The sequence below is a fragment of the Bradyrhizobium semiaridum genome, assembly GCF_020329505.1.
Lineage (GTDB): Bacteria > Pseudomonadota > Alphaproteobacteria > Rhizobiales > Xanthobacteraceae > Bradyrhizobium > Bradyrhizobium semiaridum.
Genome location: NZ_JAGKJJ010000014.1, coordinates 110,168 through 124,298, shown reverse-complemented (window position 1 = coordinate 124,298; position 14,131 = coordinate 110,168). Strand labels below are relative to the sequence as shown.

The 14,131-nt window shown below is 65.6% G+C and carries 15 protein-coding genes; 6 read left to right on the top strand and 9 right to left on the bottom strand.

Annotated elements, in window-relative coordinates; translation table 11 throughout:
* The 3 genes from rsmA to J6500_RS18005 all read left to right on the top strand — a co-directional run bounded on the left by rsmA (position 1) and on the right by J6500_RS18005 (position 3,299).
* Positions 1–855, top strand: a complete 855-nt coding sequence (rsmA, locus tag J6500_RS18015) for a 16S rRNA (adenine(1518)-N(6)/adenine(1519)-N(6))-dimethyltransferase RsmA (protein WP_225714028.1) — start codon at positions 1–3, stop codon at positions 853–855.
* A 20-nt stretch (positions 856–875) separates the two neighbouring features.
* Positions 876–1,934, top strand: coding sequence for an alcohol dehydrogenase (locus tag J6500_RS18010; protein ID WP_225714027.1), 1,059 nt, complete (start codon positions 876–878; stop codon positions 1,932–1,934).
* A 357-nt stretch (positions 1,935–2,291) separates the two neighbouring features.
* Positions 2,292–3,299, top strand: a complete 1,008-nt coding sequence (locus J6500_RS18005) for a hypothetical protein (protein WP_225714026.1) — start codon at positions 2,292–2,294, stop codon at positions 3,297–3,299.
* Positions 3,300–3,319: 20 nt separating this feature from the next.
* Here J6500_RS18005 and gmk read toward each other — a convergent pair whose 3' ends face one another.
* The 9 genes from gmk to J6500_RS17960 form a co-directional block, all read right to left on the bottom strand.
* Positions 3,320–3,973: a guanylate kinase gene (gene gmk, locus J6500_RS18000; RefSeq protein WP_225714025.1), complete on the bottom strand. Its 654-nt coding sequence runs from the start codon at positions 3,971–3,973 to the stop codon at positions 3,320–3,322.
* A gap of 3 nt (positions 3,974–3,976) precedes the next feature.
* On the bottom strand, positions 3,977–4,864 hold the full coding sequence (locus J6500_RS17995; protein ID WP_225714024.1) for a YicC/YloC family endoribonuclease: 888 nt from the start codon (positions 4,862–4,864) through the stop codon (positions 3,977–3,979).
* Between the two features lie 132 nt (positions 4,865–4,996).
* Entirely contained in the window at positions 4,997–6,256 is a 1,260-nt protein-coding gene (gene mltG, locus J6500_RS17990) for an endolytic transglycosylase MltG (RefSeq protein WP_225714023.1), read from the bottom strand.
* Between the two features lie 127 nt (positions 6,257–6,383).
* Positions 6,384–7,649: a beta-ketoacyl-ACP synthase II gene (gene fabF / locus J6500_RS17985; RefSeq protein WP_225714022.1), complete on the bottom strand. Its 1,266-nt coding sequence runs from the start codon at positions 7,647–7,649 to the stop codon at positions 6,384–6,386.
* Between the two features lie 99 nt (positions 7,650–7,748).
* Positions 7,749–7,988, bottom strand: coding sequence for an acyl carrier protein (locus tag J6500_RS17980; RefSeq protein WP_002716125.1), 240 nt, complete (start codon positions 7,986–7,988; stop codon positions 7,749–7,751).
* Between the two features lie 287 nt (positions 7,989–8,275).
* Positions 8,276–9,013 carry a 3-oxoacyl-[acyl-carrier-protein] reductase gene (gene fabG / locus J6500_RS17975; protein WP_225714021.1) on the bottom strand — a complete coding sequence of 246 codons (738 nt, stop codon included), beginning with the start codon at positions 9,011–9,013 and terminating at the stop codon, positions 8,276–8,278.
* A gap of 21 nt (positions 9,014–9,034) precedes the next feature.
* On the bottom strand, positions 9,035–9,988 hold the full coding sequence (gene fabD, locus J6500_RS17970) for an ACP S-malonyltransferase (protein ID WP_225714020.1): 954 nt from the start codon (positions 9,986–9,988) through the stop codon (positions 9,035–9,037).
* 198 nt (positions 9,989–10,186) lie between these two features.
* Positions 10,187–11,212, bottom strand: coding sequence for a fatty acid desaturase family protein (locus tag J6500_RS17965; protein WP_225714019.1), 1,026 nt, complete (start codon positions 11,210–11,212; stop codon positions 10,187–10,189).
* The gene (locus J6500_RS17960; RefSeq protein ID WP_225714018.1) at positions 11,209–11,940 is read right to left on the bottom strand and encodes a TetR/AcrR family transcriptional regulator C-terminal domain-containing protein; all 732 of its coding nucleotides are present in this window, start codon (positions 11,938–11,940) and stop codon (positions 11,209–11,211) included. The genes J6500_RS17965 and J6500_RS17960 overlap by 4 nt, the downstream gene beginning before the upstream one ends.
* A gap of 351 nt (positions 11,941–12,291) precedes the next feature.
* On the opposite strand from J6500_RS17960, the gene rpsF reads away from it, so the two are divergent.
* From rpsF to J6500_RS17945, 3 genes are all read left to right on the top strand, one after another.
* A complete protein-coding gene (gene rpsF, locus J6500_RS17955) occupies positions 12,292–12,756 on the top strand; it encodes a 30S ribosomal protein S6 (RefSeq protein WP_225714017.1) in 465 nt (154 codons plus the stop codon).
* A 6-nt stretch (positions 12,757–12,762) separates the two neighbouring features.
* A complete protein-coding gene (rpsR, locus tag J6500_RS17950; RefSeq protein ID WP_016844287.1) occupies positions 12,763–13,002 on the top strand; it encodes a 30S ribosomal protein S18 in 240 nt (79 codons plus the stop codon).
* A 126-nt stretch (positions 13,003–13,128) separates the two neighbouring features.
* Positions 13,129–14,097 carry a DUF2232 domain-containing protein gene (locus J6500_RS17945; RefSeq protein WP_225714016.1) on the top strand — a complete coding sequence of 323 codons (969 nt, stop codon included), beginning with the start codon at positions 13,129–13,131 and terminating at the stop codon, positions 14,095–14,097.
* The last annotated feature ends 34 nt before the right edge of the window (positions 14,098–14,131 follow it).

The following is a 14,131-nucleotide window of genomic DNA, read 5'->3' as shown; positions in this document are numbered from 1 at the left end:
GTGAGCGCGATCGACGATCTGCCGCCGCTGCGCGAGATCATTCGCGAGCACCAGCTGTCGGCGCGCAAATCGCTGGGCCAGAATTTCCTGCTCGATCTCAATCTCACCGCGCGCATCGCCCGCGCCGCGGGTCCGCTCGAGGATTCCACCGTGATCGAGGTCGGACCCGGCCCCGGCGGATTGACGCGTGCGCTGCTCGCGCTCGGCGCCAGGCGCGTGATCGCCGTCGAGCGCGACGAGCGCGCGATCGGCGCGCTCGACTACCTCGTCAAGCGCTATCCCGGCCGCATCGAGATCGTCCATGGCGATGCGCAGCAGTTTGATCCGCGCCCGCTACTCGACGGTCGAAAGGCCAAGATCGTCGCCAACCTGCCCTACAACATCGCGACCCAGCTCCTGGTCGACTGGCTGTCGATCGAGCCGTGGCCGCCCTGGTACGACACGATGGTGCTGATGTTCCAGCGCGAGGTCGCCGAGCGCATCGTCGCGCAGCAGGACGAGGAAGCCTATGGCCGGCTTGCGGTGCTGGCCAATTGGCGCGCCGAGACCAAGGTCCTGTTCGACATCTCGCCGGCGGCGTTCGTGCCGCAGCCGCAGGTCACTTCCTCGGTGGTACGATTGATACCGCGCGCCGCGCCGGAGCCGTGCGACCGCCGCTTGCTCGAGCAGGTCGCCGCCGCCGCCTTCGGCCAGCGCCGCAAGATGCTGCGCCAGAGCCTGAAATCGCTCTCGGTCGATCCGGCGCAGCTCGCCGCGGCCGCCGGTATCGACGCCACGCGCCGCGCCGAGACCGTTCCGGTCGCCGGCTTTGTTGCCATGGCCAGGGAATTGGCCGATATACGGGCCACAAAATAGAAACATCAGGAGAAAACGTAATGGCGCGTATGGTTCGCCAATCCCTCGTCAAGTTCGATGCGCCGCTGTGCGAAACCATCGTCGACACGCCGAAGCCGCAGGGGCGCGAGGTGCTTGTGCGCATCGAGCGCTGCGGCCTGTGCCATTCCGATCTCCACATCCAGGATGGCTACGCCGATCTCGGCGGCGGCAAGAAGCTCGACACCACGCGCGGCATGACGCTGCCTTTCACACTCGGCCACGAGATCGCGGGCATCGTCGACGAGGTCGGTCCCGACGCGCCGAAGGACCTGATCGGCACCAAGAAGGCGGTCTTCCCCTGGATCGGCTGCGGCCTGTGCCGCGACTGCCTCGCCGGCGACGAGAACCTCTGCGTCAAGCAGCGTTTCCTCGGCGTCTCCATCGACGGCGGCTTCGCCACGCACGTGCTGGTGCCCGACGCAAAGTACCTGCTCGACTACGATCCGCTGCCGGTCAACCAGGCCGCGACGCTGATGTGCTCGGGCGTCACCGCCTATGGCGCGCTGAAGCGGCTGGTCGACCGTCCGCGCCAGCGCAATCTGCTGCTGATCGGGCTTGGCGGCGTCGGCATGATGGGCCTGTCCTTCGCGCAGGCGATGTTCAAGCAGAACATCACGGTCGCCGACCTCAGCCCGGCAGCGCGCGACACCGCGCTGAAGAACGGCGCAGCGGCCGCCTACGATCCGGCGGAGCCCGACGTCGTCAAGCGCATGCTGAAGGAGAGCGACGGCGGCTTCGACGGCGTCGTCGACTTTGCCGGCAACGAGAAGTCGATGGCGTTCGCGGTGTCGACGGTGGCGCGCGGCGGCAAGATCGTGGTGTCCGGCCTGATGGGCGGCCAGTTCACGCTGCCGATGGTGCAGTGGGTCTACAAGCGCATGACCATCGAAGGCTTCATGGTGGGTACGTTGGCCGAAGGCCAGGAATTGATGGCGCTCGCCCGCGCCGGCAAGATCAAGCCGACGCCGATGAAGGAAGAGCCGATGGCCGACGTCCAGAAATGGATCGACGAACTGCGCGCCGGCAGGGTCGTCGGGCGCATCGTCCTGAAGAACTAGCCTGCCGGCAGCCCTGCCGTGTGCCGATGTGAGAGGCGGCCACGGCGCAATTGAAGCACGCGGTGGTGTCCACCGCGCCTGGGTCGTAAATCTCAATCGGCTGCGGCGGCACCGGCCGCAGCGGCGCGGAAACGTTCCGCCGCTCCGACGGCTGCCGCGGAACCTGGTCCGCCATCAAAGCAATAGCAACTGCAGCAATAACGACCGCACTGTTTTAGCCGGCGGCGCGCCGCAATCGCGGAGCGCCGCAAGCCGCAATTAAGCCCTACCCGTTCCGGATTTGCGGCGCATTGCGACCCAACTCTTTGACGAGATTGGAATCGCCAGCGTTTGAGTAAAAAAATACCGGGGACGCGTATGTCAAATCGTTCAGCAAAATTTGCTTCGGCGCTCGTCGCCAGCATTCTGGCCGGCGCCAATTTCAGCGCTGTAGCCCAGAATGCCGCCACGACTGCACAGGCCAAGTCAGCAGACAAGACGGCCGACAATTGCCAGTCGGCGCCGAAAGGGGCCGCACCGGCCGGGAGCCACTGGTACTATCACCTCGACCGCGCGACAAAGACCAAGTGCTGGTATCTCGGTGAGGCAAAGAACAAGGCCGCCAAGACGGTGACCGCACAACAGCAGGCTGCCCCCGCGCCCGACGCGACGGCTGCGGACACCGCGCCGGCACAGGCTCAAGCCCAGCCGCAGCAGCCGCTCCCGCAGCAATCGCAGCCTGCGATGAGCAAGGCGGTTGCCGATGCGCGGGCCGAGTGGCCCTCTCCCCAAGCCCCAGCTTCCCCGGCTCCAACCGATGCCAATCAGTCCGGCAGCGCCGCGGCCGCCCAGGCGCCAGCCAGTGCGGATGGCGCCGCGAGGTGGCTTGATTCCACCAGCATGGCCAGGGCGAATGGCACGCGATACGCTACGCCTCAGCCGGCACCGGTTGCGCAAACCGACGCCCCGCCGCCGCAACAGGCCGCGCCGGCGCCTGCGCCGGTACCGGCCGCTGCGGTCGAAGCAGCGCCCGCCGAGAAGCCGTCCGCATCCACCCAGATGCTGCTGGTCGTGATGGTCGGCGCGTTGGCATTGGCCGGCCTGGTCAGCGCGCTGGTCGTGAAGCTGACCCGCAGGCGCACACCCGCCTACGATGTCCGTGACGAGCAGCGTGCACCGTGGGATTCGATCCACTTCGAGCGCGCGCCGCCGCCGGCGCAGGTCAGCCTTCAGCGGCCGATCCGGCTGTCGGAGCTGCCGCCACGCCCGGCCGAGCCGCCGGTTCCACGGCGCGAGAGTGTGGCCCGCGATCTCGACCAGACGGCAGAGGACAGCCGGCAGATCGCGGCCATGCTGCAGCGGCTGGCACGCAGCGCGGCCAACTGAGCACGACCCGGGATCACACTCTACTTCTCGAGCTGGCGCTGCAGGTTGCGGACGAACTCCGTGAGACCTGTGCGCCGCTCGCGCTTGAGCCGCTCAGCCTTCAGGATGGACTGCACCTCGGCAAAGGCGTCGTCGACGTTCTGATTGACGACGATGTAGTCGTACTCCGCCCAATGGCTCAGCTCATGGGTGGCGCGGTTCATCCGCCCCCGGATGACGTCCTCGGAATCCTGCGCGCGGGTGTGCAGCCGCTTCTCGAGATCGGCGGCCGACGGCGGCAGGATGAAGACGCGGACCACATCGGCGCTCGCCTTCTGGTGCAATTGCTGCGTGCCCTGCCAGTCGATATCGAACAGCACGTCCTGTCCCACCGATAACGCCGCCTCGACCGGCGCGCGTGGCGTGCCGTACAGATTGTCGAACACAGTCGCCCATTCGAGCAGGTCACCCTGCTGCACCATCGTCTCGAACTTCTGCTTGTCGACAAAGAAGTAGTCCCGGCCCTCGACTTCCCCCGGCCGCATCGGCCGCGTCGTGGCCGATACCGACATCTTCAGGCCTGGCTCGCGCTCGAGCAGCATGCGCGACAGCGTCGTCTTGCCGGCGCCCGACGGCGACGACAGGACGAACATCAGTCCGCGCCGCTCCACGCCGTCAAAACCCTGCGCTGCCATCGCTCACTCCAGATTCTGGACCTGTTCGCGGAATTGCTCGACCACGTTCTTCATCTCGAGTCCGGTATTGGTCAACTCGACATCGTTGGATTTCGAGCAGCAGGTGTTGACCTCGCGGTTGAACTCCTGCGCCAGGAAGTCGAGCCGCCGCCCGACGGGCCCGCCCTTGCCGATCATCTCACGCGCCTGGGCGATGTGCGAGGCGATGCGATCGAGCTCCTCGCGGATATCCGCCTTGGTGGCGATCAGCAGCGCCTCCTGGCTCAACCGGTCGGCATCGAACCGGTCGGAGGCTTCCAGCAGCGTTGCAATCTGCTCGGCCAGCCGCGCCTTGATCGCCTCGGGCTTGCGGCCCGGCGCCGCCTCGGCGCGTTTTGCGAGCCGCTCGATCTCGTCCATCCGCTGCATCAGGATCTGGCCGAGCGCATCGCCCTCGCGGCGGCGCATCTCGACAAGGCTATTGAGCGCCTGCTCGAACGCCATTGCTGCGGCCTCGCGCGCGGCCCTGTCCTCTTCCTCGCTGCTCTCGGGCTCGACGACCTCGATGACGCCCTTGATGCCGAGCAGGCCGTCGATGCTCGGCGCCACCGCGTCGATCCGCTGTGCCAGCGTTCCGGCGACCTTCAGGACGGCGTCGAGCACCTCCTCGTTGATGCGTACCGTCTGCGCCGCGTCGCTGCGCTTGACGCTGAGATTGGCATAGACGGTACCTCGGGACAGCACCTCGCCGGCGCGCTTCTTGGCGAGAGCCTCGAGCTCATCCCAGCCGGATGGCAGCCGCAAGCGCAGGTCGTAGCCTTTGGCATTGACCGATTTCAGTTCCCATTCGAACGTGTAGGGACCGCTTGCGCCATGGCTTCGGGCAAAGCCGGTCATGCTCGATAGCGCCATCGCGTGAACTCTCCAAACGGGTATGAGACTGACCTAGAGCCTTCAAGACTCGGAGCCTTCGAGACTCGCTCAGGTCCGGACCGACCTTAGACCGGATTCCGTGAAAGTGGAATTACGCCCATCTTAAGGAGACTACCGCTGCACGACGGGCGGCGAATTGGTCTGCTGGGCCGCACCCTGGCGCCCGCTGCGCGGCGGCTTCTTCTGGTTGGTCGGCTTCGGCGGCGTCGCCGCCGTCGGATTGGTGTCTGCCGAGGCCGGCGCAGACGCCGCGGGCGCCGGTTCATCCGGCGGCTCAACGGTGTCGTTCTGGATCTGCTTCTCCATCGTGCGCAGCTTGGCGACGTTCTTGGCGTGCTGGTCGTAGGTTTCGGTGAAGGTGTGACCGCCGGTTCCGTCAGCCACGAAGAACAGGTCGCGCGTGCGTGCCGGATTGGCGGTCGCCTCAAGCGAGGCGCGGCCCGGGTTGGCGATCGGCCCGGGCGGCAGACCGTCGATCACGTAGGTGTTGTAGGGCGACGGCTGCGTGATCTCGCTGCGCTTGATCGGGCGCCCCAGGGTGCCCTTGCCGCCGACCAGGCCATAGATGATGGTCGGATCGGATTGCAGCTTCATCCGCTGCCGCATCCGGTTGACGAATACCGCGGCGACGCGACTACGCTCGTCGGCGCGGCCGGTTTCCTTCTCGACGATCGAAGCCAACGTCACCAGCTGGTCCGGCGATTTCAGCGGCGTGTCGGCAGTACGCCGTTCCCAGATCTCGGCGAGCACGCGCTTCTGCGCCTGCTGCATGCGCTGGATCACCTGGTCGCGACTGGTGCCGCGCGGAAACTTGTAGGTCTCCGGCAGCAGCGTTCCCTCGCGCGGAATCTCGCGCACCGAGCCGGTGAAGATGTCGTTGTCGGAAAGCCGCGCGACGATCTGTTCCGAGGTCAGGCCTTCCGGAATGGTGACGGCGTGCTGCACCACCTTGCCTTCGACGATGGTGGCGATGACGTCGCGCAGGCTCGCGCTCTTCTGGAACGAATATTCGCCCGGCTTGAGGTCGGAACTGGCCTTCAGCGCGAACACGCTGCCGATGAAGACCCAGGGATTGACGTTGATCACGCCCTCACGCAACAGCACGTCGGCGATGTCGCGCTTGCCGGCGCGCGCCGGGATGTTGACGATCTTGTCTTCCTGGAGCGGCCCGGGCGCTTCCAGCGTCTGCTTGCCGTAGTAATACGTCGCTCCCGCGCCGATCATCAGGATGATGAGCAGCGTGAAGATGGCGTTGCCGACGATCACGAAGGGATTGCGGGCACGGTCCGAACGTTTCGGCGGCGGCGGAACCTGTTCAGGCTCCAGCGCGGCACGCGGGCTCCTCGGTGAAATGGGCGGCCTCTCACTCATCGATGCAAACCAAATCCTGCCGGTTTCAATCGTGGCCGGACAAACCCCTGCCCTGCCAATAGCATACGCCCGCTGTTAGGAGTCACCGCGGAATACGGCAAAACGGTGGACTAGTTCTAAAGACTTACTATTCGGCTACGCGCTGCACGATCACGGAGGCGTTGGTGCCGCCGAAACCGAAGGAATTGGACAACGCCACATTGACGTCACGCTTGCGCGACGTGTGCGGCACCAGATCAATCGCCGTCGCGACCGATGGATTATCGAGATTGATGGTCGGCGGTACGACGTTATCGCGAATCGCCAGGATCGCGAAGATCGCTTCGATCGCACCGGCCGCGCCGAGCAGATGTCCGGTCGCGGACTTGGTCGAGGACATCGAGACCTTCGAGGCCGCATTGCCGAGCAGACGTTCGACCGCGCCGAGCTCGATCTCATCGCCGACCTGCGTCGAGGTGCCGTGCGCATTGATGTAGTCGAGGTCGGACGCCGCCAGGCCGGCGCGCTTCAGCGCCATGCTCATGCTGCGGAAGCCGCCATTGCCGTCCGGCGGCGGCGAGGTGATGTGATAGGCATCGCCCGACAGGCCGTAGCCGGTCACCTCGGCATAGATCTTCGCGCCGCGCCGCTTGGCGTGCTCATATTCCTCGAGCACCACGATGCCGGCACCCTCGCCCATCACGAAGCCGTCGCGATCCTTGTCGTAGGGACGCGAGGCCTTTTCCGGCGTGTCGTTGAAGCCGGTGGACAGCGCGCGCGCCGCGCAGAAGCCGGCGATGCCGATGCGGCAGATCGGCGATTCGGCACCGCCCGCCACCATCACCTCCGCATCGCCAAGCGCGATCAGCCGCGCGGCGTCGCCGAGCGCATGCGCGCCGGTCGAGCAAGCCGTGACGACGGAATGATTGGGTCCCTTGAGGCCGTGCTCGATCGAGACGTAACCGGAAGCCAGATTGATCAGGCGCCCCGGAATGAAGAACGGCGAGATCCGGCGCGGCCCGCGCTCCTTGAGCAGGACCGCGGTTTCGGCAATGCCGGAAAGACCGCCGATGCCCGAGCCGATCAGCGTGCCGGTCGCGAACTGATCCTCATCGGACTGCGGATGCCAGTTGGCATCGTCGAGCGCCTGCTTGGCCGCGCACATCGCGAACAGAATGAACTCATCGACCTTGCGCTGGTCCTTCGGCTCCATCCACTGATCGGGATTGAAGGTGCCGTTGGTGCCGTCGCCGCGCGGGATGTAGCAGGCGACCTGGCTCGGCAGATCTGAGACGTCGAACGTATCGATCTTCCTCCCGCCGCTCTCGCCGGCGAGGATACGCGCCCAGGTTGCGTCGACCCCGCAGCCGAGTGGCGTAACCATGCCCAGCCCCGTGACGACAACCCGCCTCATTTGAAAGTCTCCGGCCCGCCAAAGGCGGGCAATAATAAGAAACCGGGGGACCGTTCGATCACAGTCCGTCCGGCTTCGTTAAATCCAACGCGAATGGCGTCAGCTCTTCGCGTTCTTCTCGAGAAACTTGGTCGCGTCGCCGACGGTCAGAATCGTTTCCGCCGCATCGTCGGGAATCTCACAACCGAATTCTTCTTCAAACGCCATCACGAGCTCGACGGTGTCGAGGCTGTCGGCGCCGAGGTCATCGATGAAGCTGGCGCTATCGACCACCTTCTCGGGCTCGACACCGAGGTGTTCGACCACAATCTTCTTAACCCGCTCGCCAATCTCACTCATCGTTCAACCTCGTTGTTCCATTGGACCCGACCCCAAGACGATACGAGCCATCGTGGTCGTCTCGATTACTCAGTCGCGCATAGTCTTGATTCGGCCCGGTCGTAGCCGACTAAGCCCCGGCGAACGGCAGGCGTCGCCACGCCAATATACAGGGTTTCAAAATCCTGCAATGGCGTTCTTTGCCCATCCGTGGGGGTTCAGCTACCATACTTCCCAAGCCTTGACTACACGCCTGAACCGGCTCCCGAAAACGGCTTTTCGCCGCATTGCGAGAGCGGCTCAACCGCTCAAATCATGGCCATTCCACCGTTGACGTGAATCGTCTGTCCGGTGACGTAGCCGCCCTCATTGGAGGCCAGATAGACCGCCGCCGCGGCGATGTCCTCGGGCGTTCCGAGCCGTGCCGCAGGAACCTTCGCCAGGATAGCTTCGCGCTGCTTGTCATTGAGCGCATCCGTCATCGGCGTCTTGATGAAGCCGGGCGCGATGCAATTGGCTGTTACGCCGCGCTTGGCGTATTCGGCGCCCAGCGTCTTGATCAGGCCGATGATGCCGGCCTTCGACGCGGTGTAGTTGCCCTGCCCCGGATTGCCGGTGACGCCGACGATCGAGGTGATCGCGATGATGCGGCCGAAGCGCTTGCGCATCATCAATTTGGTCGCGGCGCGCGCGAGGCGGAAGGTCGCCGTCAGGTTGACCGCGATGACATCGTCCCAGTCCTCGTCGCGCAGTTGCACAAACAGATTGTCGCGGGTGATGCCGGCGTTGGCGACGAGGATGTCGACCTGGCCCATCGCCGCTTCCGCCGCGGGCACCAGCGCCTCGACATCGTCCTTGCTGGAGAGATTGCACGGCAGCACGTGCGCGCGCTCGCCGAGCCTGGCGGCAAAGCCGTCCAGCACCTCGCGCCGCGTGCCCGAGATCGCAACCGTCGCGCCCTGCGCATGCAGCGCCTGCGCGATCGCGCCGCCGATGCCTCCGGTCGCGCCCGTGACGAGCGCCGTCCTGCCAGTCAGATCAAACATCGAAAGTCTCCTCTCGGCCGCTTACGCCGAAGCAGCCAATGCATCCCTGGCCGCGGCAATATCGTTCGGACCGCCGACGGACACGCCGACCGCACCGTCGGCGATGCGCTTGACGAGACCGCTCAGCACCTTGCCGGCGCCGATCTCGAAGAACCGGTTCACGCCCTGCCCTGCCATATAGGCAACCGACTCGCGCCAGCGAACGGTGCCGGTGACCTGTTCGACCAGGCGACGGCGAATCTCGTCGGGATCGGTAATTGCCGACGCCAGCACATTGGCGACCAGCGGCGCAGCGGGCGCCTTGATGGTGACGCCGGCCAGCGCCTCCGCCATCGCGTCGGCCGCCGGCTGCATCAGCTTGCAGTGGAAAGGTGCCGACACCGGCAGCAGCATCGCGCGCTTTGCCCCTTTGGTCTTGGCGATCTCCACCGCGCGATCGACCGCAGCCTTGTCGCCGGAGACCACCACCTGCCCGCCGCCATTGTCGTTGGCGGCCTGGCACACCTCGCCCTGCGCCGCCTCGCTGGCGATCGCCACGGCGGTCTCGTAGTCGAGGCCGAGCAGCGCCGCCATCGCCCCGGCGCCGACCGGCACCGCCTTCTGCATGGCGAGGCCGCGGATGCGCAGCAGCCGCGCGGCATCGCTGACGCTGAGGCTGCCGGCAGCGGCCAGCGCCGAATACTCGCCGAGCGAGTGGCCAGCGACGAAGGCCGCGTCACGGCCGACCGCGAACCCGGCCTCGCTCTCCAGCACGCGCATGGTCGCGATCGAGACCGCCATCAGCGCCGGCTGGGCATTCTGGGTCAATTGCAGCGTCTCGCCCGGACCATCCCAGATGGTCGCGGTCAGCTTCTCGCCCAACGCGGCATCGACCTCGTCGAACACCGCCTTGGCCACCGGAAAGGCATCGGCCAGGCCCTTGCCCATGCCGACCGCTTGCGAGCCCTGCCCGGGAAACGTAAATGCTGCCGTCATCGGCGGCTCCCTATCGTGTTGAGCGTAGTCTCCGCGCCAGCGCGCTGGCGCTTTGCCGCAGGAGAAACGGTATCCGCGTCGCGCAACGCACCTCGGCGGGTCCGGACCATGCCCTGAACCCGGCCGTAAGACACTGATGAGGGCCACGATGTCAAGCCGCGGCGCAGGAACCGCTGGGGATGCCAGACGGGCCTCAGGCTAGAATCCGCCGGCGTTCTGGTCGGCGTTAACCTTGGCGCCGGCCCGCGTCCGGCGCGCGCTGTTGACCAGTTGTCCCGGGCGATCCTCGTGGTCGGGCCGCGCTGTCGCGAGCCGCAGCACGGCACCGTAGCCGGGCTGCACCTCCATCCGGTCGGCATGGCGACTGCCGCTCAGGATGCGGTGGACGCGCGGCAGGTTGTAGCAAGGTACGTAAAACAGCAGATGATGCTCGAGGTGATAGTTGACGTAGTACGGTGCGATGAACAGCCGCTCGAGAAAATTGGCGTGGGTGGTGCGGGTGTTGCGCAAGGGATCGGCGCTGTCGGGCACCACGGCATGTTCGGCGATATTGCGGATGCGCGTGATCACCATCATCCAGGTCAAGAGCGGCACCAGCCACAACAGCGGATAGGCCCACCACACGCCCACAGCGGCAAGCGCCGCGAACAGCACCGCATTGGCGACGCATTGCGGCCCGAGCTTCTCCCAGAAATGCGCGGCGCGCCGCGACAGCGGCCAGTCGCCCGGTCCAAGCGCGTTGAGCAGCTGCGCCTTGCGCTGCTGGTAGCCGGTCTGTCCGGTGATATCGCGGAAGAACTTGCGGCGATAGCTCAGGCGCGTGATCGGAAACGGCGCCGACAGCACGAGGTCGGGATCATCCTCCTGCTGCGTCCGCGCGTGATGCTGCAAATGATAGCGGCGATAGCTGCGGGTCTCGGCGAAAGTCGGATAGGCGCAGAACCACTGGCTCAAAAACAGGTTCGTCTTCTCGTCCGCCGACAGGCAGCCATGCGCACCGTCATGCATCAGGATCGCAAGCCCGAGCTGGCGCGAGCCGATGATCGCGACGGCAAGCAGATAGGTCAGCGGATTGGGCCACCATGCGACCAGCGCGATCGCGCCGAAGATCAGCGCCCAGGCGTGGGCGATCAGCGCGACGCCCTTCCAGGTCACGCGCTCTCGCACGGCGACAAGCTCGTCCTCGGTCAGGAAATCGCGGGCACGCATACGAAGTGCGGTCATGAGCTGGCCTCCCCGTCCGTTGAGGATGACGTATCGCGGTCGCCGACCAGGCGAAGGCGTGCGGCATCATTGCTTGACGTCGCGGTGGCCGGCGCCGCTCGCGCGGTCGCCTGCTCGCCGAGCGCGCGCAGCAGTTCGCCGCACATCTCCTCAGCCGCGCGGCCCATCGCAAAGCCTTCGACGATGACGCCGATCGCGACCGCCCAGAACCGCCGCGAGCTCTCTTCCGGCGCGCGCAGCGTGCGCCAGCCGTGGCGCTCGACCTGGCCGGCATAGGCGCGCGCGCCTTCGCTGTGCAGCCGCTCGATGGTGCGCTCGACCAGCGGTGCGAGATCCTGCCGCCGCCGCGTCAGCGTCAAAGCCTCGGCGAAGAAGGCGACGGTGTCGGTCGCGGTCACCGTCTCGGCCAGCGCATGGGTGTAGTCGCGCGGCGTGTGGGCCTTGAGCGCGGCCTGCTCAGTCGCGCGTGCGAGATAGAGCATGTCGCGGCAGGCGGCCTCGACGAACAGCGCTTCCTTGGTACGGAAGTAATAGGTGATCTGGCTCGGGAAGGCGTCGGCGGCCGCAGCGATGTCGGAGATCGAAGTGCCTGACAGTCCGCGCTCCTTGAACAGCCGGCTGGCGGCGTCGAGCAGCAGGGAGCGCATCTTGCGGCCCGCCGACCGTGTGGCACGGACGGCGTGTTTCGGATCGGGTGCAGACATGCCGGTTGCGGTCTCCGAACCCATGATCGTCCTCCCGGAAGTATTTGTATGATATACAAACAAAGAAATCAACTGGATTCGTGCTATGATTGGCAACAAAGCTTGGAGCCGGGAGCGCCCGCTCCGGTAATGAGGGGGCCCCGACGCGCCCGAGACGCTTGCCTTCGCGGCCAAAATCCGTATAAAGCGCGCCATTCGTGGGCTCCGGCCGGGAGCTGAACGGACGGTCTCAGCAAATTCATTCGTTGATTTTGATGTGGCAGGGCCAGTCGGCCCGTCGTCCCGTGCTCCCGCCTTCTGAGCAGCTCGAGTCCTTTCCGAAGGTCTCGAAGGGCTTGTCGCCGGAAACCGCGCCAACATGAGGAAAGGACATCCATGCCTCTTTACGAGCATGTGTTTCTCGCGCGTCAGGACGCGAGCACCCAGCAGGTGGAAGAACTGACGACCCAGATGACGGGTATCGTCGAACAGGGTGGCGGCAAGGTCACCAAGACCGAGAATTGGGGCGTGCGCTCCCTCACCTACCGCATGAACAAGAACCGCAAGGCGCATTTCGTGCTGATGAACATCGACGCTCCGTCGGCCGTCGTCAGCGAGATCGAGCGCCAGGAGCGGATCAACGAAGACGTCATCCGCTATCTCACCGTGCGCGTCGAAGAGCACGAGGAAGGCCCGTCGGCGATGATGCGCAAGGCCGACCGTGATCGCGAGCGCGATGACCGCGGCGGTGGTTTCCGCGGCGACCGCGAAGGCGGCTTCCGTGGCGACCGCGACGGCGGTTTCCGTGGCGACCGTGGCCCGCGCCGTCCGCGCGATGATGAAGCAGCGACCGAGGAGTAAAGAATCATGGCTGACGCTGGTGCCCGCCGTCCGTTCTTCCGTCGCCGCAAGTCGTGCCCGTTCACGGGCGCCAATGCGCCGAAGATCGACTACAAGGATTCCAAGCTGCTGATGCGTTACGTCTCGGAGCGCGGCAAGATCGTGCCGAGCCGCATCACGGCCGTTTCCGCCAAGAAGCAGCGTGAACTCGCCCGCGCTATCAAGCGCGCGCGGTTCCTCGGCCTCTTGCCGTACGTCATCAGGTAATCGCCTTCGGCCGGCGGCGCGCGTCGCCGGCCGCTTAACTTCATAAGGCTTCCGGGTCGTCCGGTCGCCGATGGTTGGGGTCCTCGATGCAGGCCCCCTAACCGCTCGAAGGGGGCGGGACAGCTGATGATCGCGTCTATTGGCATTGCGCTTGCCGCCGGCTCCGCGTCGGCATTGATGTTTGCGTCGGTATTGGGCGCACGCACCTCGCTGCTGTTGGCTTGCCTGGTTTCCCTCGCGCCGCTTCCGTTGATGCTCGCGGGCCTCGCTTGGGGGCAACTCACTGCGACCATCGGCGCCATCGTGGCGGCCTGTCTCTTCGGCGCCATTTTCGGCTTGCCAGGCTGCATCGTTTTCATCGTCGGTGTTGCGCTGCCTGCGTGGTGGCTTAGCCATCTGGCAATGCTTGGACGGCCGACCACCGGGCCAGCGTCGCAAGGCGAGGATCGGCTTGACGTCGAATGGTATCCGGTCGGCCGCATTCTGATCTGGATTGCGGCAATCGCGATTCTGACCACCGCCGGACTGCTGCTCTCGCTTGGCACTGACATTGAGACCATCGGCGGGACGCTGCGAGCGGGCTTGCTGGCGGCCAGTCAGAACGATGGAAGGCTAACCGCGGACGACATCGAATTGTTCGTCAAATTGTTCGTGATTATGGCGCCGGTAGCGCTGCCATTCGGCATCATGATGACGTTGATGCTGAACCTCTGGCTCGCGGCCAAGGTAGCGTTGACATCCGGGCATCTGCGGCGGCCGTGGCCGGACTTCCGTAGCATCGCATTGCCGGCGATGTCTCTCGTGGTGTTGTCGGTTGCGATCGCCTTCAGCTTTGTCGGTGGCTTGTTCGCGAAAATGGCGCTGACCGTGGCAACCGCGCTGCTGCTCGCCTACGCCATGGTCGGTTTTGCCGCCCTTCATGTGCTGACGTTGTCGGCACGCAATCGCGCCTTCTGGCTCGGATGCGTCTACATCGTCACGTTCATGTTCAGCGGGCTCATCGTCGTGATGGCATTGCTCGGCATTGCCGACGCCCTGTTCGGACTGCGGCAGCGCTTCCTGCAAAGCAGGCCGCCGCCGCTGCCGGTGTCGTAAAATTCCAACCAACAACTGAAAACGTACTTAGCAT